The 18497-nt window shown below is 64.2% G+C and carries 18 protein-coding genes and 1 tRNA gene; 5 read left to right on the top strand and 14 right to left on the bottom strand.

The genetic code is table 11. The features are described from left to right. The first annotated feature begins 361 nt into the window (after positions 1-361). Positions 362-443, top strand: a tRNA-Leu gene (locus ON37_RS06635). Positions 444-676: 233 nt separating this feature from the next. Here ON37_RS06635 and ON37_RS06630 read toward each other — a convergent pair. The 5 genes from ON37_RS06630 to ON37_RS06610 all read right to left on the bottom strand — a co-directional run bounded on the left by ON37_RS06630 (position 677) and on the right by ON37_RS06610 (position 4014). Continuing rightward, positions 677-1651: an EamA family transporter gene (locus ON37_RS06630; protein WP_040717892.1), complete on the bottom strand. Its 975-nt coding sequence runs from the start codon at positions 1649-1651 to the stop codon at positions 677-679. 100 nt (positions 1652-1751) lie between these two features. Continuing rightward, complete coding sequence (locus ON37_RS06625) at positions 1752-2120, bottom strand: VOC family protein (RefSeq protein WP_040717891.1); 369 nt, start codon at positions 2118-2120, stop codon at positions 1752-1754. A gap of 108 nt (positions 2121-2228) precedes the next feature. Continuing rightward, positions 2229-2591, bottom strand: coding sequence for a hypothetical protein (locus ON37_RS06620; RefSeq protein WP_040717890.1), 363 nt, complete (start codon positions 2589-2591; stop codon positions 2229-2231). Between the two features lie 33 nt (positions 2592-2624). Further along, positions 2625-2846, bottom strand: coding sequence for a hypothetical protein (locus ON37_RS06615; RefSeq protein WP_040717889.1), 222 nt, complete (start codon positions 2844-2846; stop codon positions 2625-2627). A gap of 208 nt (positions 2847-3054) precedes the next feature. Next, positions 3055-4014, bottom strand: coding sequence for an acyl-ACP desaturase (locus tag ON37_RS06610; RefSeq protein WP_040717888.1), 960 nt, complete (start codon positions 4012-4014; stop codon positions 3055-3057). 197 nt (positions 4015-4211) lie between these two features. Here ON37_RS06610 and ON37_RS32785 point away from each other — a divergent pair, with 197 nt between their 5' ends. After that, positions 4212-4661 (top strand): hypothetical protein, encoded by a 450-nt coding sequence (locus tag ON37_RS32785; protein ID WP_157171370.1) that lies wholly within the window; start codon positions 4212-4214, stop codon positions 4659-4661. Between the two features lie 228 nt (positions 4662-4889). Beyond that, positions 4890-5666 carry a sigma 54 modulation/S30EA ribosomal C-terminal domain-containing protein gene (locus ON37_RS34865; protein WP_306306459.1) on the top strand — a complete coding sequence of 259 codons (777 nt, stop codon included), beginning with the start codon at positions 4890-4892 and terminating at the stop codon, positions 5664-5666. 295 nt (positions 5667-5961) lie between these two features. On the opposite strand, the gene ON37_RS06600 is transcribed toward ON37_RS34865, so the two are convergent. The 9 genes from ON37_RS06600 to ON37_RS34820 all read right to left on the bottom strand — a co-directional run bounded on the left by ON37_RS06600 (position 5962) and on the right by ON37_RS34820 (position 17464). After that, the gene (locus ON37_RS06600) at positions 5962-6726 is read right to left on the bottom strand and encodes a sigma 54 modulation/S30EA ribosomal C-terminal domain-containing protein (protein ID WP_157171368.1); all 765 of its coding nucleotides are present in this window, start codon (positions 6724-6726) and stop codon (positions 5962-5964) included. 88 nt (positions 6727-6814) lie between these two features. Continuing rightward, positions 6815-7426: a class F sortase gene (locus ON37_RS30820; RefSeq protein ID WP_157171367.1), complete on the bottom strand. Its 612-nt coding sequence runs from the start codon at positions 7424-7426 to the stop codon at positions 6815-6817. A 141-nt stretch (positions 7427-7567) separates the two neighbouring features. Then, positions 7568-10951 (bottom strand): hypothetical protein, encoded by a 3384-nt coding sequence (locus ON37_RS06590; RefSeq protein WP_157171366.1) that lies wholly within the window; start codon positions 10949-10951, stop codon positions 7568-7570. Between the two features lie 1154 nt (positions 10952-12105). Next, positions 12106-12858: a hypothetical protein gene (locus ON37_RS06585; RefSeq protein ID WP_040717885.1), complete on the bottom strand. Its 753-nt coding sequence runs from the start codon at positions 12856-12858 to the stop codon at positions 12106-12108. A gap of 136 nt (positions 12859-12994) precedes the next feature. After that, positions 12995-14050 carry an Lrp/AsnC family transcriptional regulator gene (locus ON37_RS06580; RefSeq protein WP_168441268.1) on the bottom strand — a complete coding sequence of 352 codons (1056 nt, stop codon included), beginning with the start codon at positions 14048-14050 and terminating at the stop codon, positions 12995-12997. 52 nt (positions 14051-14102) lie between these two features. After that, positions 14103-14879: a response regulator transcription factor gene (locus ON37_RS06575; RefSeq protein ID WP_083892774.1), complete on the bottom strand. Its 777-nt coding sequence runs from the start codon at positions 14877-14879 to the stop codon at positions 14103-14105. A 237-nt stretch (positions 14880-15116) separates the two neighbouring features. Continuing rightward, a complete protein-coding gene (locus ON37_RS34640) occupies positions 15117-15395 on the bottom strand; it encodes a WhiB family transcriptional regulator (protein WP_083892773.1) in 279 nt (92 codons plus the stop codon). Positions 15396-15425: 30 nt separating this feature from the next. Next, a complete protein-coding gene (locus ON37_RS06570) occupies positions 15426-16325 on the bottom strand; it encodes a universal stress protein (protein WP_083892772.1) in 900 nt (299 codons plus the stop codon). A gap of 131 nt (positions 16326-16456) precedes the next feature. Next, positions 16457-17464, bottom strand: coding sequence for a sigma 54 modulation/S30EA ribosomal C-terminal domain-containing protein (locus tag ON37_RS34820; protein WP_245553089.1), 1008 nt, complete (start codon positions 17462-17464; stop codon positions 16457-16459). A 3-nt stretch (positions 17465-17467) separates the two neighbouring features. Here ON37_RS34820 and ON37_RS34815 point away from each other — a divergent pair, with 3 nt between their 5' ends. After that, positions 17468-17635, top strand: coding sequence for a TetR family C-terminal domain-containing protein (locus tag ON37_RS34815; protein WP_339374459.1), 168 nt, complete (start codon positions 17468-17470; stop codon positions 17633-17635). 104 nt (positions 17636-17739) lie between these two features. After that, entirely contained in the window at positions 17740-18495 is a 756-nt protein-coding gene (locus ON37_RS06555; protein ID WP_040717884.1) for a thioesterase II family protein, read from the top strand. Positions 18496-18497: the final 2 nt, after the last annotated feature.

The raw sequence follows: 18497 nt of genomic DNA, 5'->3' as shown, positions 1-18497 counted from the left end.
GCGGCTCACCCCGCGGGCCCCGCTCCTGGCGTGCACAGGCGTCCCTCACCCCTGAGGACCTGACGAAGCCCCAGGTTCGCACAAAATCATGAGGAAAGCCTCACGTTTCCTCCCCGGCCGCACCCCTACCGACGGGTATTTCAGTACGGACGTACCAGAAGGATGCGAAACATGACCCTCCCTCATGTTTGAACCTCCTGGTGGAGCGGTTACTCGGAAGTCAGAAAGTTGAGGCTTCCTCATATTGGGAGTTTCCAAATCGTTATAATCCCAGTTCGTGTTACCCACGGGTACACGACACACGCACGCGGCTTCGCGATCCGCGCCGCGCCCGGTAGAGTTTGGACGGTCGTACCATCACGCGCGAGTGGCGGAATTGGCAGACGCGCTGGATTTAGGTTCCAGTGTCCTCGGACGTGGGGGTTCAAGTCCCCCCTCGCGCACCGCTCGAACACACAAACCAGGCAAATTTGCCGGGAACGCCTGTTTGGGGAACCACTCGCACACACATTCCCGACGCGTCAGGAGTCTTGGAATCGGGGCTGCTGCCCCGTGGGTTGCGCCGACGGCGGGCAGTCTATCGCCTACCTCGGATCCCGCCGGGGTCCCAGTGCGGGCGCGCCGCAGCGGGTGCAACGCACTGCGGCGCTTCGGTTCGACTGCCGGCACAAAGCACTTACTTCCTACCCTGCGCAAATTCGGCGGTCGGAATTACCCGGGTGGTCTCGGGCATCGTCAGTTGCACCAGCAGCGCGCCGACCAACATGATCACCACCCCGACCATCTGCTCTAGCTCGAGCGACTGGCCGAGCAGTAGCCACGCCAGCACCGCCGCGACCAACGGCTCCACCACCGCCAGCACACTGGCCAGCGTCGAGGGCAGATCACGCAAGGCCACAAGACCGACCAGATAGGGAAGGACAGTCCCGGCCGCTGCCAGCGCCAGCATCATCAGCCACACCGGCACCTGCACACCGCCCAGCACCGCCGGTGCTGTGAACAGGTCCGTAGGCAACATCCACGGCGGGGTGAACACCGCCACCACGACCGCGCCGACGGCCAATCCGACCGCAGTCAGCCCGATGGGATCGTGCCGGCGCGCGCCGTGTTCACCGAGCAGGAAATATCCGGCCGAACAGACCGCCGAGCCCAGACCAGCGCCGACACCGAGCAGATCCAGCCGTGTGTCGTGCCAGACTTCCGCGACCATGATCAATCCGGCCACTGCCAACCCGATGCCCAGCCACACCTGCTGCGGTAACCGAGTGCGCCGCACCGTCTGCACCCACAAGGCGACCAGTGCGGGCGCGAGATTGACCAACACCATCGCCACGGCGACCGGCACCCGGGCCACCGCCACGAAGAACATCAGTTGCACCCCGGCGACGCCGACCACTCCATAACCGATCAACAGCCATAGCTCGGCATGACGAAACCGCAGCGCCCGGGGCCGCGTCAGTGCGGCCACCGGCACCAGCAAAACCGCCGCCACCGCGATCCGTACCGAGGTCACCGCCGCGGGGGACCAGCCTGCCACCATCACCGCCTTGGCCAACGGCCCGGAACTCGCGAACAACACCCACGAGGTCAGACTCCAGCCCGTCGCTCGAACTCGGATCGGCACTCGCGCAAGCTTTTCACCCACCGCCACCCATGCAGTGTGACCACACGATCGCCGTCCCGACCACAGAATTTTCTCCGATGACGATGGGGCAACCCGGCAATCCCTCAAAACGTCCGCAACTGCCGGGCTAGCTCCAGTTGGCGGCGAGGGTGAGGCAGAACGGGTGGCCGCTCGGGTCGAGCAGGACACGCCAGGTCTCGCCCGGCTGAAAATCCGGAATCGTGGCGCCCAGTGCTACCAGTTCCTTGCCGGCAGCGTCGAGGTCGTCGACCGCCAAATCCAGATGGAACTGCTTGCTGCCGTTCTCGTTCGGCCAGGTGGGCGGCTGGTAGTCCGGAACGGTGCCGAACCCGAGCGCGTGGTCGGGGCCGGTGAGCATGGCGTACTCGTCCTGCACGTGGGCGATCTTCCAGCCCAGCGCCGCCGCCCAGAACTCCGCGTCTCGCCGCGCGTCGGCACTGTCCAGGGTGAGCATTTTCAACGTGGCAACTGCCATGGGGATTTCCTCTCGCAAGACGATTCTCTGCCGGATCACCCTGCTACATCGCCGCCGCGCGGGATTGCAAAAACGCGACACCTGAGCGCTCCTGCGCCGGGCGCCTGTTCAGCCGAAGCGGGTGAACCCGGTCAGAAGGGGGCGTACCGTCGGTGCGCCCGCGGGGCCGGAACTCAGCCCGGAGATCACCTCGGCGGACAGCTCGCCGTAGGTCTCGAAGGACTGCACCTCACAATGCTCCATCACGCCCTGGATGTAGGGGTCCGCAAGCTTCCAATGCGCCGGCACGGCTTCCGAATCGGGGTAGAGCTGGAAGCTGTGTGCCAGCCCGCGTTCGGCATCGATGAAGACCTGGACCATCTGTTGCGTGCCGTGCGCGGACACGAAGTCGACTGCGCGGCGCACTGCTGCTTCGAATTCCTCGAGGTGGCCGTCCGTGATCCGCATGGTGTTGTGGAACAAGATGCTCATGATCGCATTCTCGAACCTCGAGCAAACTTCAGGTCAAGTGGACGCGATTTGGCGCTGCGAGTCGCTGACCACCGCATTTGCCGGTTGCTTTACATCGGTCACAATCACGCCGCACGGGCGACCATCGGAGAATATCTCCTCGACCAGATCCGTGCCGCGGACGCCGTGCTGCAGAACTTCGACCGCATCATCACCGAACCGCTCACTGACCTCGGCAGCAAACTGTCTCGGCCGTTCAATGCCCAGGTGTTGCAAACTTCCTGGACGCCCGCGGCGTTCGACGGCTTCACCGTGCTCACGTATGACGGCGATTGGCGAGGGCCGAGGGCGCGCCGGCCACACCGGAACAACCGATCCGCGGTCCGCTGCCGAACCCGCGAAGCCAGAACCGCGACGTTACGTACGCACCAATGCTCGGGAGGTGAGCACAACCGGAGACCGGGTACGCACCCCGCTTCGGCGATCACGACCGTGCGCGCTCGCGAGCCAGAGCGCGATCTCGCTGTTCCTCGAAACGAGGGATGTGCTGGTGTTGTAACTCGTCGATGTACTTCGCCAGGCGTTCCCGCGCCTGCTCGCCACGCGGTCCGAAATCGTTGCGACCGAAGATATTCCAGTGGCGCAGGACTGGCATGAGCACGTCCTCGAGATGCTGGCGCAGGTCATAGATGCCATGTTTGGCCATCAGTACGCCGCGCCGGCGGAAGTTGGGCATCCCGGTTCCCGGCATCCGGAAGTTCTCCACGATCAAATCGATGGCTTGCATCGCTTGATCGGGCACGAGGTCCAGCGCCGCACCGCACAATGTCCGGTAGAAGATCATGTGCAAGTTCTCGTCCAGCGAGAGCCGTTGGAGCATGCGGTCGGCAATCGGATCGTTGCAGACCTTCGCGGTATTGCGATGGGCGATGCGGGTAGCCAGTTCCTGGAAACTGACGTAGGCCACCGAATACAGAAATCCTGCGTGCCCCCCGGCGGTAACCGCATCGACCGGCGGAGCGAACCCATTGGTCATGTGCAACATGCGGTCGTTCTCCAATGCCACCGGATCCACACCGCGGGTCACGACCAGGTAGTCACGCAGGACGACACTGTGCCGGTTCTCCTCGGCTGTCCAACGACCGACCCAGGAACCCCAGGCACCGTCACGGGAGAAGTGCTCTGCAATCTCGCGATGATAGGAGGGAAGGTTGTCCTCGGTCAGGAGATTGGTCACCAACGCCGCCTTTGCGACTTCCGAGAGTCGTGATTGCTCCGGATCCCAGTCGACACCACCGAGATTCGCGAAGTTCCGTCCGTCGTCCCACGGCACGTAGTCGTGCGGATGCCAGTCCTTGAATACCGCTAGATGCCGGTCCAAGGCTTGGCCGGCGACCGGCTCCAGTTCAACGAGAATCTCACGCTGTGTCAGCTCACGGGCCATGAGGAAACCTCCCTTTCTGCCAGACCGAGGAACATGCACCCCAGGGTCGCGCGCGGACGCCGCGGAGCATAAGGGGCGAATGTCCTTGCCAACTCGGGGATGCCTCTTCGCCCGGGGCGAATTTGAGTCCGTATTCGATTCACAACGATCCGATCCGAGCCCGACGATGTCCCTTGTTTCCCGCCGAATGTCCCGAATTGGACAGCAAGCCTTGTGGTGCCCCAGAACTGCGGTTACCTTTTTTGTGGCCGGCCACAAATTCAGCGCCCAGACGAGGAACAGATATGGAAAAGAAACGCATCACCGCTCGTTCTTTGGCAGTACTCGCCGGAGCCGGAATTGCCATCTCCGGGATCGGATTCACCGCGATCGCAACCGCCGAAGAATCACCGCACGGATTCGGTTCGTCCGACATTCCGGAACTTGTTACCGGATCGGCGGAAACAGGTAGTTCCGTAGGGTCGAAAGTTGTCGATACGGGTAGCAGCGTCGCATCCGAAGGCCTGAACCTGGTCTTTCAACTGACCGGTAGTGGGAGCTCGGCACTGGAAAGCGGGAGCTCCACTGTCCCGACCCTTTTCGACCTGTTGAGCTCGGGTAGTTCCGCAGCGAACTCACTGTCGACCAATCTGCTCGGGCACGAGTGACCTAGCTGCTCGGGCGCGCTGCTATTCGGTCCATACCGGTAGGCAGCGCGTCCGAGCGATCTGGTGGGCTATCGCGCCTCGGCGACGCGATCGGTGATCGGCAGGCCAGCAGACTTCGGCGGTGGGAGCCTCCGAATGTCCATTCCTATCACCTTCTCGTGCTCTAGCTGATGCCGCACAGAAATAGCGTAGTCGGCCCCGCCGACGGATTGGAAAGTAAGGCCCCGGATGGGAATCGAGAACGACAGCCGTAGCGACTGTTGCATCAAGGTGAACGGTGTACAGCTTTCCGAGAAATTCACACACACCGTAGCCCGCACCATCCGGGACCTACTCGGATCGCACGGTGTTACCGGCCCGGTGACCGCCCGGTTCACAGCGATGACAGAAAACCGCCTCCTGACTCAGATCAATGTGCGCACACGCCCGCAGCCAGTGCGGGTTCAACTATTGAATAGCACTGAGGACCCCCTCGGGCCGGCTGTCCAGCGGCTCGACGAACGCCTCACACGGCTGAAATCCGGGAGTCTATCCGTCCCCCTCTCCGACGGACGAAGTCCGCTGGCACGCGTAAGCGATGTCCGGCCTGTCGTTCGGCGCAAATTGTGCAGCCTTCGAACCTGCACTCCGGCCGAAGCAGCAGATTTCCTGCAATCGATGCAATTCGACGCACTTATGTTCAACGATGTGAACGGCGGCTTCGACGCGGTGGTCTACCGCGCCGGGACCAGCAACTTCGTCGATCCTGCCCCGGCCGGGGCCCTGCACTTCGCCAGGCAGGCCGAGATCGGTGCGGTCGGATCCGACATTGCGCCTTTACCGCCGCCATACATCGAACACGCTGCAGTACTCGAAGAAACAGTGGCCATGCAGCAACTGTGCCATCGGGGCCTGCCGTTCCTGTTCTTCAGCGAGCCATGTCGGCACCGTGGTCGGTTGCTCTACCGCCGGTACGACGGCAATCTTGGAATCGTGATTCCAGTCGGCCCCGGCGCTGACGAGTAGCGCCCGAGTCCGTGAGGGCCGCGACTTCGGCCGCCGGCTTGCGTCCGGAACCAGCGCGAACGGACTGCCCCACAGCAAGGCCCGGTCGTGCGGCCAATAATGTAGGACCCCCGACACGCCGCATCCGATAATTCCGCCGATGACGCCTCGACGGACAACGGCGACGCGACTCCGATGCGGAAAGCGCTGATCATGAGCTCGAGAATCGGTTCGTCTGCCGGCAAAACCGACCGCAGCCCTTCGACACGCAAGTTCAGGCGGGCACATGGCGATACCTCCGCCGCCAACCCGCGGATCATCGAAAACACTTGCCCCGCACTGGCTCGAGAACCGCGAGATTCCCGTCGTGCCGGCGGTAGAGCAAACGGCCACGTGCAGACTCCGGCTCTACGAAGAACAGAAATGGCAACCCATTACGGCACAAGCGCTTCGCCGCTACGCGCTCATGTGCGACCACGGTCGGGGTCAAGTCGACCGCCATTCGGGCATCGCACATACCGGTCGGAAAGTCCACTCGCCTCTGCCGGGCCAACCGTACGTCCCGAGGCCCCGCCCGATAGACGATCGCGTCCTCGCCGGTGTGGGCATCACGAAAGAAGAAGGCATCGAAATCCATCGAATCCATGGCCTCGGCTGCCGCCATCGGAGTCAGAACCAGCATCCTGCACATTTTGCGCCGTACAATCGGACGCATCTCGGTGATCATCGCCAGCGCGCCCCTTGGGGAAGGGCACCACGGATCGGTCGCCCCGTCCACTATTCGGCTGATCTGACCGTCCAGGCGCTCGGCAATCGCTCGAGCCCCGGCAGGACCATTTCCGACGGCCTGAACCCGGCAGCGGCGGCCGTCGATACTGACATTGATCTGGAAAACAGTCCTACCGAAGTCGTGTCGCTGTCTGGTCATTCGCAAATGGCCGATCGCATCCGTCGGCCGGCTTCGCAGGACCCGACTGACCGCCAACACCGTCGACATCAGGTCGAGAGCTGGAACGGGCCCATTCGTATTCACGGTGAGGCCCCGCTCGACGGCTGCCTCTGCCACTTCTTCCGGTCGCATCCGATACTCGTCCCAATCTCGCGCCTGCCGCGGGCTCGTCGAAGCGATATGCCGACGAGCCGATCGACTTCCCATTCGGAGGCCGGTGCTAGGCCTGTCCGATTCGCTCGGCGATGACGACGACGTTGTCCTCACTTGCCTGGTGATCGGCGTCGAACAATCCACCGCATGTGATCAAGGCAATGCCTGCGGTTTCCGCGTGGTCGGACAGCACTCGCGACAGATTTTCCGGGTCGCTTTTCCGGATACCCGAAACAACCTCTCGCACAGCAAAAACCGCAGAAGCGCCGGCACCGGCCACATCGATGCGATCTCCAGGCTCGAGAGTGCCGATATTGTTGAAGACTCCGTATCCACCCCCGATCTGGGTATGGCCGAGGATGACCGCCAGTCCCCCGGAACCGGGAGCCGGACCCTCCGACCACCACGTCGTGGAGTGCATATCGGCGGGGACCCCGAAACTTTCCACCACCCGACCGACGAAAGAGTCGTAAGCCAGTGTCGTACCCGCGGCCCTGACCTCCGCGTCGATGCCCAAGCGTGGCAACTCGATTCGCTCGGGGCGGAAACCGTCTCCCTCCGCAAGTGGCGGGCCGGCGAATGTCGGCGCGGCCGGAGGGAGCATCTCGGCAGAAGTCTCGGGGGAGTACTCCCCAGGCGTGGTAACCAGCAAGATCATGCCCGTGAAAAGCGCCCCCACGAGCGCCGATCGGAGGGCTCGCCACCCCGGCACTCCGATTCGATCGGCTCGCATCGTCAACATCCTTTCCGGCGAACCGCCGCGGATTGCGACGCGGATGCCAGGGCGAAGTCGAGTCCGCCCGGGCATCCGCGTCTTCATCTATCGATCGACGCGTTCACGCCGCGTCGCCGCCGCAGCGGCCAAGGCGGCCAACAACATTCCCAGTGCGGCCATGCTCATTCCGGGCAATTGCCCCGCCGAAGGTGCGGCCGAGCCGGCCTCGTCTCCAGTGCCACCCGTTGCTGCCTGCAGTGGGTAGTGAATCCCGGACCCGTGCGGAGCACGAGCAGCCTCGGTGGCGGCAGGCGGCTCCTGGCCGACCGTTTCTCCTCCACCACAATCGCTCTCGACCGGATCGGGTTCCTGGCCACGCTCGCAGTCAGGACTCTGCGGAAGGCACCCGTGCCCGTGCAAAATCCGGTCCAGAGCGGACAGGGCGTTATCCCAGTCCACGTCGGGGACATCACTATCCCGGCGGGGCAGGACTGCGCCGACTCCCGCGCCCACCATGAGACCGAGCCAGGCGCCGACACCGCCCGCGAAGACCCCGGCCACGACGGCACCGAAACCGGCATGCGCCATCGCGGTAGCCAGTACCGCGGCAACCGCCGCCAGGACAGCGCCGGGCACGATCGCAGCGCCGGCCCCGAGGAACCAGCCGAGCCCCATTCCGAGGACAACGCCGGGCGTCGCGCCGAACAGGTTGACCGGATTCAGCAGGCCGACCACCCCACCGAGGACTGCACCCAGCACCGCAGCCGACGCGCCCACGAACGGACCGACCAACAATCCGGTGATCCCACCGAGCACCGCACCCACCGCGATGGCCACTGGGAAGGTGAGCAACGCGGTCGCGGCGGTCGATATAGCGTCCACTGTCAGTGCAGCAGACACGGCGACCGAGATCGTGAGGGCCGCGGCAGCGGCAACCGCGAGGACGGTCAGCACACCCGCCAGTACCAGGATCGGCAGGCCGACCAAGGCCTGGAATGCCACGTAGGCCACCACGGCCAGTGGAATGCCGACGACAACCGTAAGGCCGAGCGACAGCACGACCGCCACCGCAGCCGCACCCGCGAGTAGGCCAATTCCACCGATCAGCACCACCGCGAACACCGGCAGCGCAAGCGGACCCAGGATCAGGGCCGCAATCGCACCGACGACCAGCGCACCGATCATCAGAACTACCGCGGGAATCGCCGCCAGCGCCAGCAAGGCTCCGATAGCGAACACCGGAACGATCAACGGCGCGATAAAGGCCGCCACCGCGGGCACGAGTCCGGCCAAGGCCACCACTGCGGCGGTGACCGCCATCGGCAGCACGGACAGCACACCGAGAACCGCCGCGGTCACAGCGCCCGCGCCTACTCCTGCTATCAGACCTGCGATTACACCGGCCGCCAGCGCAATGACGTCGGCCATCGCGACACCTAGAGCCGCACCGACAAGGGCTCCAGCCCCCAGTGTCGACACGGTTCCGGACAGAAAGCCCGCCACTGCACCGAGTACCCCGGACACCATGGTGTCGATGAGGGTCGCGACCACGAACCCGGCCAGCGCTCCAGGCAACGCGCCCACCGCAGCACCGATGAGGCCACCGATCTGCGCACCGAGCACGGCTCCGAAAAGCCCGCCGGGAATGGCGGCCATCAGATTCAACGGACTGAGCAGGCCCACAGACCCGCCGAGCACTGCCGCGACAACTCCGGCCAGGCCGGTGGCCGCCAAACCACCGAGGATCGCGCCGAGCCCGATGTTCACGGTATCGACATGACCCCGGCGCCAGGCGTCGAACTCCCCGACGACCTCATCGAGGTCGCACGAGAAGCGCGAGGTGAAACCATCGAGGTACCGCTTCAGATTGCTGTGCCGCCACGCCACGCAGGCGGACTGCCACAGTCGGCTCCGCTCTGTGAGCTCCTCCTCCCCGATTGTTGCCTGCCACTGAGTGAAATGGCCCATGACGAGGAGCGAGCCGACCGCGACAGCGACGAGGGCGCTCCAGGGCAGCGCCGCGAGGATCATCATCGAACCCCCGATCAGCACGCCGGGAAGCGCGGCCAACAGGAATCCCAGCAGACCCATGATCAATGCCGCTCCCGATGCCGCCAGCAGCGAACCCAGGAACGCGCCGAGCACCGCACCGGTAGCGACACCGGCGATACCACCGGCAAGCATCCCGATCAGCACGCCCAGCACGGCGCCTACCGCTGCTCCCAGCAGATTCAGCGGATTCAGCGCACCCAGCAGGGCCCCCAGCAGAACACCCAGTGGTGTCGTCACCGCGGCGACGATCAGACCGAAGAGCAACCCCAGCAGTGCCCCGGAGAGCATCCCGGGCAACGCCGCCAGCGCTAGCGCCAACGGTGCCAGCAGCAGAGCCGATCCCAGCACGACCATCGCCAAAGCACCGCCGATCGCGCCCATCAACGCGAACACCCCGCCGGCAAGGATCGCGATGGGCAGCATCAGCACCATCGACAGCAGATACACCACGGCACCCAGCGCGAGCCCGGCCGCGAACATCGCCAGGGGTAGCACTACCAGGAAAATCGCTGCCAGTGTCGGCGTGATGACCGCTACGGCTGTCATACCGGCCAGGATCAGGCCCACGACAGGCCACCAGATCGGCAGTGTTACAACGGCAACGGCCAAGATGGCCACGCCTGCCCCAACCACCATGGCTACCAGTACGACCACGCCGGCGATCACAATCGGCAGCCCGATGATCCCGATGATCCCGATGGGTGTGGCAAGCACGAAGCCGACCACGATCCAGAAGATCGACCAAACCACGTAGCCGATCGCGATGACGATCACAATCGGAATCCAGATCGGCGCCAAGACGATCGTCAGCATCAACGCCACCGCTCCGAGCGCCAGCAGCGCACCGCCGACGACCACGGTGATCAGCGCGGCAATGCTTCCGATGATCAACGCGGGCAGCATCAGCGGCAGGGCTACCAACAGCGCAGGGATGAGCGGAATCAAAACCAGCGGCAACGCGAGCAGCACAACCGGCACCCACATCGGTGCGGTCAAGGCAGCCAATGCGATTCCGAGTACACCGAGCAACAGAACGCCACCACCGAGTACGGCGGTAATGGCTCCTCCGATCAGCCCGCCCAGTATCGGAAATAGAAGATTCGGACCGAGGAATCCGATCGCCCCACCCAGCAGTGCGCCCAGTAAGGCATCCGCCACGGCCGAAAGCAACCAGCCGACCAGCGCCCCGCCGGGAAGGCCCGCGAACATTCCCGTCAACAGACCTGGAATCACGCCGAGAAGTCCACCGAATACCGCACCCGGTATTCCGCCGAGGATCGGAGCGACCGGAGTCAGCAGGCCCACGAGCCCTGCCGCGAAGGCTCCGGCGATTCCAGTAGCAGCTCCGCCCAGTAAACCGCCGAGAGCTCCGGCCCCCAGCGACAGCACTGCGGCGCCGCCTGCGGCGGCCAACAGGTCACCTGCCAGAGGCAGCACGCGCGAATCGAATAACCTATCCACGCACGCGGCCAACTCGGCCCCGCCGATCGCTGCCGCCCCACCAGTCAGCGCCGTACGTGGATCCATCGGTACTACACCCGGCGCCGCCAGCACGGTCACCGCGGTTCGTACCGACTCGCCCGGATCGGCGAGAAAATGTTGCACCGCAGGATCGACCACAGTGCGCACGAAGTTTTGCGGGTCGGCAATGAACGCGCCGAACGCCCGGTCGGCTGCGATGGCGAAATCGAGTGCGGCCGCACCGACCCGGTTCTCGCATCCTCCTGCCGAGCAATCTGGTTGGGCCACCGTCGGGCCGGGCGGTGACGTGGTCATACGCGTAGGCGAATAGTCTGGCGCACGCGGTTCCAGCTGATGCTGGAGTCCCGAGACAGCGTTGGACACCGTGTCGATCAATGGTTGCGCTGTACTACGCAGATCTGCCATCGCCGCTTCTACCGGTGAACCCGCTGGTCCGGTTGCGGGGGCAGGATCGGCAGTAACCGGGGCCGGGGTCTGGTGGCGTTGCTGATCAACGAACACGGCTGCGAGCGCGTCACCGAGCCGATCCAATGTCTGGCCCATCGGAACCGGTGCTGTCGGTGAATCACCGTCGGGACTTGCCGCCGCAGCACCAGGTTCCGGCAACACGATTCCCGGAAGGGCGTGAGTGAAATCATCCATCTGACTACTCAGACCGCCGAGAGGATCTTCCGGAACCTGCGCCGACGCCGGTGACTGGCCCAGCAGCAGAAAACCGATCGCCGGAATTCCTACAGCCAAAATGCGAATACACCAGGACGTTGTACCCCACCCCCTTCGGATCACATCGAAGCGTGTGTTCTCCACAATCATTACCTTTCTTTTCCGAGTTTTACCTGATTCACCCGGCTCCGCGCAGTTTTCGGTGAATGGTGAACCTGCTGCCGGTTGTCGAATGTTTTCAATGCCAGCCGACAGTTACGCCGAGGGCGACCAGGGCTTGCGCAAGCGGCCGAATCGTCAGGATCGCGACGAGCAGGCCGGTAATCACCCAGACGGCGGTCCGTCGTAATCGATTGTTTCGGCGCGAACGAGAATGGACGTACATGGAAGTTCCCATTCCTGGTATCGAGGTGACTGGAAATGGTTCGGACTACAGAAAAGCGATTTCATTCCTTCGAGGAGGCACACAAGCCCGACGATCGAAGCGCAGCAGCGGTTTCCGAGTTCGGGATCGGCAGTCGGGACATCCCGTCGTCGACGGTTGCACGCAGCACTGAAAGCCTGTTGTCGGCTGCAGCCATCGCGGCGCTCAGCGCTGTCGATGCCGCAGCCACATCGGCATATTCGCGAGCGTTCAAATCGTTGCCTATGCCGTGCAGCGTGCTGCTCGTGTCCTGGAAAGCGCCTGCGAACCGCGCGCGTAGCGATCGCCACGTCCCATCGTCGACGCCGGGCGTGAGCACCCGATCAGTAGCAGGGAGTGCGACCGAATCGATCCTGTCCGCGGATCGAGCCGCCGCGTCGGCGAGCGTCCGCAGGTCCGACTTCGTCTCCTCGACAGCGCGTTCTACGGTTCGAGGCTCATCAGGCCGGTCGGGAACCGCCGTTCGAACCGATTCCGTAGCGGTACAGACAGCGCCCACGAATGCGATCACGTCGGCATGCACGTCGTTTTTGTGCGCTTCGAAATAATCGTGATCCTTCGCACTGGTCGCCACCGCACGGATCTGCTCCGCCTGCCTACGGCTCGCAGTGGAGCTGGGATCCAACAAACCGCCGTCGATATGGCAGCGCGCCACTCCCACCGACAGGGCCGATAAGAGGCCGCCGATCAGTGCAACCTTGAAAACCTGTTTCCGCCATGATTTCGGCTTCTTTTCACGGAGATCGCCGCGAGCGCGGGATTCAACTTGTTGCATGGCTCCCCATCCGAACGAAGAAACTCTCCGTTCCAGGAGATCACCACAGCGCAGGTGGCCCCAGGGGCAAATGTCCCGGAAATACTTTTCGTGATCGGGATCACCGCTCAGAAGCGGACGACCGGTAAACGGCTGGTTACGACCATACCTCGATCGGAATGAACTCCCGCGCTCTTCCGTGACGGTCGAGGATGCGTCCCATGCGCTTCGCAGTCCGAAAGCTGATCTGACGATCCACGACACGCAAATCAGGGAACGCACGCGATAGACGGGTTTCCAGGCCGGTCGCCTCATGCGCCGTGCGCAACCAGCCGATGATAATCAGATTGCTGTCGCCGCCGAACGTGGTGGTGCACATTCTGATTTCTGCCCATCTCGCGACGGTCACTCCCAGACTCCGCAGTTGCTCAGCAGGCAATGCGGCCCGATAAACGATTACGATCGGCCACCCGGCTATCTGCCGCGCCAAGTCACAACGCAGGATCAAGCGACCTGAAACAAGTAGTTCTCGGAGACGGCGGCGCACCGTGGTTTGGCTCGAGCCGGTGGCGGTTGCGAGCTCGGCGAGGGATGCGCGCGCATCCGCGGCAAGGGCCGCCACCAGCAGACGGTCGACCTCACGTCGGTTCGATCGAACAAATGCGGCACGGCCGTCCTCATCGGCGAGTCCGGAACGTTCCTCTCGATCGAGGGCCTCGGGACGCCAATCCGCACCTTCCACGTACATATCCAATCCCACCACCGCTCGCATGGCTTCCACGCCCGGCAGCGCGCCCAGCCAGTGAGCGGCAAAATCTTCGAGCGCCGCCAGATCAGCTACCGCGACCGTGAGATCGAATTGGAAGCTACCGCCCACGCACTCCACGCTGTAGATACTCGGACACCGGCATACCAGCTCAGCCACTCGGACCAACGAGTCCGGCCTGCAACGCAGTTGAATCCAGCCGATTACTGCGTATTCCGGTGCGTACGCGGTTGTCCAGGCTATGCCTGCGGCCGTCAGCCGCTGCCAATGGCGGGCCGCTGTCGCCGAGTCCACGCCGAGGATGGGGCCGACCCGAGACCAAGGCGCACGGGGGTTGATCTGAAGGGCATTGACGAGACGCAGATCCCATTCGGTGAAACGCATGTCGGCGGGCAACTGCGGACCGGTCCGGCCCGATGTTGTCGGTCCATTCGGCGTCTCCACCATGAAGGCCATTCTCCGATGCCGCGGAGAAGCGGCGATGGACGGCGCGCGGAGCTCAATCCAGATTGGTCGGAAGCTGGCTGTACATATTGACAGCGAGCACGGCGGCCTGCGTCCGCGTCTGCACACCGAGCCTGGCGAACAGCCCGGTCAGGTGATTGCGCACCGTCTTCTCGGCGATATACATCCGCTCGGCGATTTCCTTGTTGGTAAGCCCTGCCGCCAGCATGGCGAGCAGCTGCTCATCCCGCTCGCCCAGATCAGCATTCCGGTGCAGCCGTCGGTCCCTAGCGGCTGCCACGCGCGCATCGAACACCGATCCGCCGGCTCCCACTTCGCGGATCGCCCGCACCAACTCACCACCGTCGATATCCTTCACAATGAAGGCGCTGGCGCCGGCGTCCAGAGCATCGCATAACGCGGCTTCATCGGCGGTTGCGGTAAGGATCGCGCAACGCAGGTCGTCCACCCGCGCCAGCAAAGCACCGCACAGATCGATACCGTTACCGTCCGGTAGATGGACATCGATCACCACCACGTCAGGGCGTTGCACGGGTATGCGGGCCATGGCCTGTAGGACCGTCCCAGCCTCGCCGATCACTCGCATATCGGACTGGTCCCCGAGCAGATTGACTACACCTCGCCGCACGACTTCGTGGTCATCGACGATGAAGACACGAAGTTCCGATGACACCTCAAATTGCTCCGGCCGGGCGGCGCGCCGATCGACCGCACCACGATCGGCCGAGGCTCGATATCGGCTCTGCCGTAGGGGCGAATGCTCGGCGAGGCGGGCGACGCGACGATCGCGGCCGACCTGACGCTGGATCATGTCTGTCACGGTGCTGCCCTTTCGATTCGTCTGGAACCTGGGGTGGGACCTGTGCGGTGAGCAGACCGGAGAATCGGCCACCCGGCCCGGGTCCCGCCTTACGAGGCTGGCACCCATGTCGGATACTCCATCCGAATTGCCAGAAAACTCCGCCAGTGGCCTCGTTCTGCCAGAATCCGCCGCAGAGGGTGCCGTTCCGCCCCGAACACCGAACGGCCCTGATCTCGGGAATACGCCTCACTTTGCCTGCTCGCTCTCTCCGAGATTTGCGATCCGGCGCAGTTCCTGCAACGCGCGCTCCTTCGGCGGACCGTCGGCCCCCAGATCTACCCCGGCGAAAACCCCGCATACCACCGCATGCTCGAGTGCGAAACGCGCACATTCACGTCGCACACGACACAGCTCGCATATCGCACGCGCCTGGGCCACCACACTGGCCCGCGAATCACGACATGGAAAGAACACTTCAGGATGAATCATCCTGCATGCCGCATCCTGCGCCCATCGATAGTTCATTTCTCGTCCCCTGAATGGTCAGCGCGGCGATCACCGCGGGCGGGCTACCAGCAATGGACATCGGACCACGTCCAGCAATGCCGAGATGGTGGCTTCGGACAGCGCGTGAACACTTCCGAGGTGCCCGATTACCAACAGCTGAGGCAAATCCGAATGTCGCTGTAACGAGCGAGCCGCATTGCCACACAACAGATCTCGGCGCACCCGCACATCCGGGTAGCGTTCCGCCCAGTCAGCCAGGCATACAGCGGGAGCGGTCGCCGCACCCCGTCCCCCGGAACCGCAGGCACCCGGCAACGACAGCTCGTTGCCATCGCACCATGCGTCCAAAGCAATCAGTTCAACGCGGCGGCGCGATGCGGCGTCGAAGGCAGCGGCGAGCCCGGGAAGGCTACACTCGGTTCCGTCGATCCCGACCAGCACCGGCCGATCGCACGGTGCCCGGTCGAACTCCGAGGGCACGACAGCCACGGAGCACCGAGCATGCCGGGCCAACATAGTGCCCACCGAACCGACCGAGGCGCGGTTGACGCCCTCCATCGAGCCGCCGACGACCAGCATGCGCGCCGACCGTGACGCGGCGACGAGAACCGGAAGGATCGGCGGTGTCGCAGACTGACTGGTGACCAGAAGACCGCGACCGGCCATGACCGCGCGAGCTGCACGGACTGCCGCCTCGAGGATCGGCCCGACATCATTCCAGGTCGAATCGCACCTACCTCCGGAAAACAGGCGGAAGGCAATGATATGCAGCGGGGCACGTTGCAGAATCGCCTCGGCAGCAGCCCATACCGTCGCACGAAACGAACTCTCGGAACCATCCACCGCCACCACTACCGGCAAGGAATCGGAGTCAGCGAAAGTTGCAGCGTCCGTTGTCGAATGCGATTTTTTACGCCGGTGAAATTCTCGCGCAGAGCTGATGAACATAGCTTCGATCCAGTTTCTTCATCGGTCCGACGGATTTGCTGCACTACCGGCAGGAGCCTCAGAAAATCATGGCTACTTCGCGGCAAATAGGGCCGGATGTCCCTGCGCCACAAGCAAATCCCGCATCCCGACTACCGGCCCGGCGCTGTCGCACGCCCCTGCACCAACCCCAAGTCACCGGCGTATCGGCGATACAGCAGCCGTCCCCGGCCATCGCGCACATCGGTGAAGAACAGAAACGGCAGCCCGTACATGCACACCCGCTGAATTGCGGCCTGCTCGGACAGACACAAAGTAGGAATGGGGTTGACGGTCATCATCCCCGCGGTCGACAGCGGCGCCATTTTCGACTGCCGAGCAAGTCTGACACCTAACGGACCCGCCCAGTAGACTACTGCGTCCTGCCCGGTCTCTGCATCGATGAACAGATGGGCGTCGAAATCGAACGTATCCATTACCGCCGCCGCAATATGCGGCTCTAGAACCATGAGGTGAAACCTCTTACGCCGGGTGATCGGCCGGCACTCCGACACGAACCCCACCACCGGGCGCTGGGGATCGGGCCAGGAACGAAGCGGCCTTCCTGTCAACTGGCGCCGTATATGGCAATCGAGACGGTCGGCAATAGCTTCGATGCCGTCCTCGGCAACGATCGGAACCTGGATTCGAACTGTGACACGCGGAGACCGATAGTTCAATTGGGCCACGATCCCGTCGTCGGCAAACATGATTCGCTGCAACCGCAAACGTAGAGATCCACCGAACCGGTATCGACCCAGCACACCCGACACCGCCTCGACCGCACGCTGCGCACAATGCTGCGAAACAGCCTCGTGGCGCTGCACCCCTACGACGAGACCGTCTGCAGTTGAACAGCAATCATGAATCTTCATAGCCAGCCGTCCTGATTGATCACCACACCAACAGGCGAATCCCATCATCGGACCGGCCGCCGGGCCAGAGGCGAATGTCCTGCTCGTTGTGCGACAGAAAATGGCCGGTGACACGTTCCCGCGTACCGCCACATCGTGCTGCTCCAGGGCCCGATCGCCCTGGGTTGGCGGCGCTGGCGCGAGATCGACCAGCGACACCTCGGCGGCCTGGTCGTCGAGGGCGTCCGCCGGTAACTCGATGCGCACCGTATCCCGCCGCACCAGCCCGAACTGCTCGCCGGGGCCTGCTACGGCGCCCTCACCGAAATGTCGCTGACCATCGCGGAATCCGGCGATCCGGCGCAGGGGCGCACGCAGGCGGCGGAACTGGCCCGCGCTCTGCTCGCCGGGCTGATCACCGATGCCGCGGAGGCCTGACCACCGGCCGCCCTGCCCGATCCTCGTCCGGGCCCGCCGACGATCGGGCGACTGGGCCGGACGCCGCCCGGTGACCCGGCTCGCGCCGTGTAGGGTCTGCACCCGTGGGTGCTAGCTGGTTGCGTCGTTTGTCCTCCGCTCCGGAAAACCGATCGCACACGGTGGTGTGCTTTCCCCACGCCGGCGGCTCGGCCCTGTCCTACGGGCCGTTGGCCAAGCGGCTGGAAGCGGATTTCGACGTCCTCGCGGTGCAGTACCCCGGTCGACAGGACCGCCGCCGCGAACCACTGATCGACAACGTCGCGGAGCTCGTCGACGGGCTGCTGCCCGAGTTGCTGGAGACGATCGCGAGTATCGAGCGCTTCTCCCTGTTCGGGCACAGCATGGGATCGGCAGTGGCCTTCGAAACCTGCCGGCGGCTCGAGCGGGAGTCCGGAGCACGGGCAACGGTGCTGTTCGCCTCGGGCCGCCGCGCCCCGTCGGTGCTGCGCACGGAACAGATGCACACCCTGAGCGATCGGGAACTCGGCGATCACCTGCTGAGCTACGGCGGCACACCGGCGGCCCTGCTCGCCGATCCGGAAATGCACGAGATGATTCTGACGGTCACCCGCAACGACTATCGAGCCATCGAGACCTACGCCTGCGCACCGGATGCGGCGGTGGAGTGCCCCATCGTCGCCCTCGCCGGCGACCGCGACTCCGATGCCACGCTCGCCGACCTCGAGGCGTGGCGCGCGCACACCTCCGGACCTTTCGCCACCCGCCAGTTTCCGGGCGGCCACTTCTTCCTCGATGCGAACGGCGACGCGGTCGCGCAGCTGATTCGCGAACACACCGCTCGCGCCCTGACCGGGTAGGC

Origin of the sequence: Nocardia veterana NBRC 100344 (genome assembly GCF_000308855.1) — a bacterium.
In the GTDB taxonomy this organism is placed as follows: domain Bacteria; phylum Actinomycetota; class Actinomycetes; order Mycobacteriales; family Mycobacteriaceae; genus Nocardia; species Nocardia veterana.
The sequence above is the reverse complement of the archived record's forward strand: the minus strand, read 5'-3'. Positions and strand labels throughout refer to the sequence as shown.

Bases quoted from the DNA above. Each gene is read 5' to 3' on its own strand.
- ON37_RS06625 (WP_040717891.1), bottom strand. From the start codon at position 2,120: ATGGCAGTTGCCACGTTGAAAATGCTCACCCTGGACAGTGCCGACGCG.
- ON37_RS06620 (WP_040717890.1), bottom strand. From the start codon at position 2,591: ATGAGCATCTTGTTCCACAACACCATGCGGATCACGGACGGCCACCTC.
- ON37_RS06610 (WP_040717888.1), bottom strand. From the start codon at position 4,014: ATGGCCCGTGAGCTGACACAGCGTGAGATTCTCGTTGAACTGGAGCCG.
- ON37_RS34865 (WP_306306459.1), top strand. From the start codon at position 4,890: ATGGGAATCGAGAACGACAGCCGTAGCGACTGTTGCATCAAGGTGAAC.
- ON37_RS06600 (WP_157171368.1), bottom strand. From the start codon at position 6,726: ATGCGACCGGAAGAAGTGGCAGAGGCAGCCGTCGAGCGGGGCCTCACC.
- ON37_RS06585 (WP_040717885.1), bottom strand. From the start codon at position 12,858: ATGCAACAAGTTGAATCCCGCGCTCGCGGCGATCTCCGTGAAAAGAAG.
- ON37_RS06580 (WP_168441268.1), bottom strand. From the start codon at position 14,050: ATGGTGGAGACGCCGAATGGACCGACAACATCGGGCCGGACCGGTCCG.
- ON37_RS06575 (WP_083892774.1), bottom strand. From the start codon at position 14,879: ATGATCCAGCGTCAGGTCGGCCGCGATCGTCGCGTCGCCCGCCTCGCC.
- ON37_RS34640 (WP_083892773.1), bottom strand. From the start codon at position 15,395: ATGAACTATCGATGGGCGCAGGATGCGGCATGCAGGATGATTCATCCT.
- ON37_RS06570 (WP_083892772.1), bottom strand. From the start codon at position 16,325: ATGTTCATCAGCTCTGCGCGAGAATTTCACCGGCGTAAAAAATCGCAT.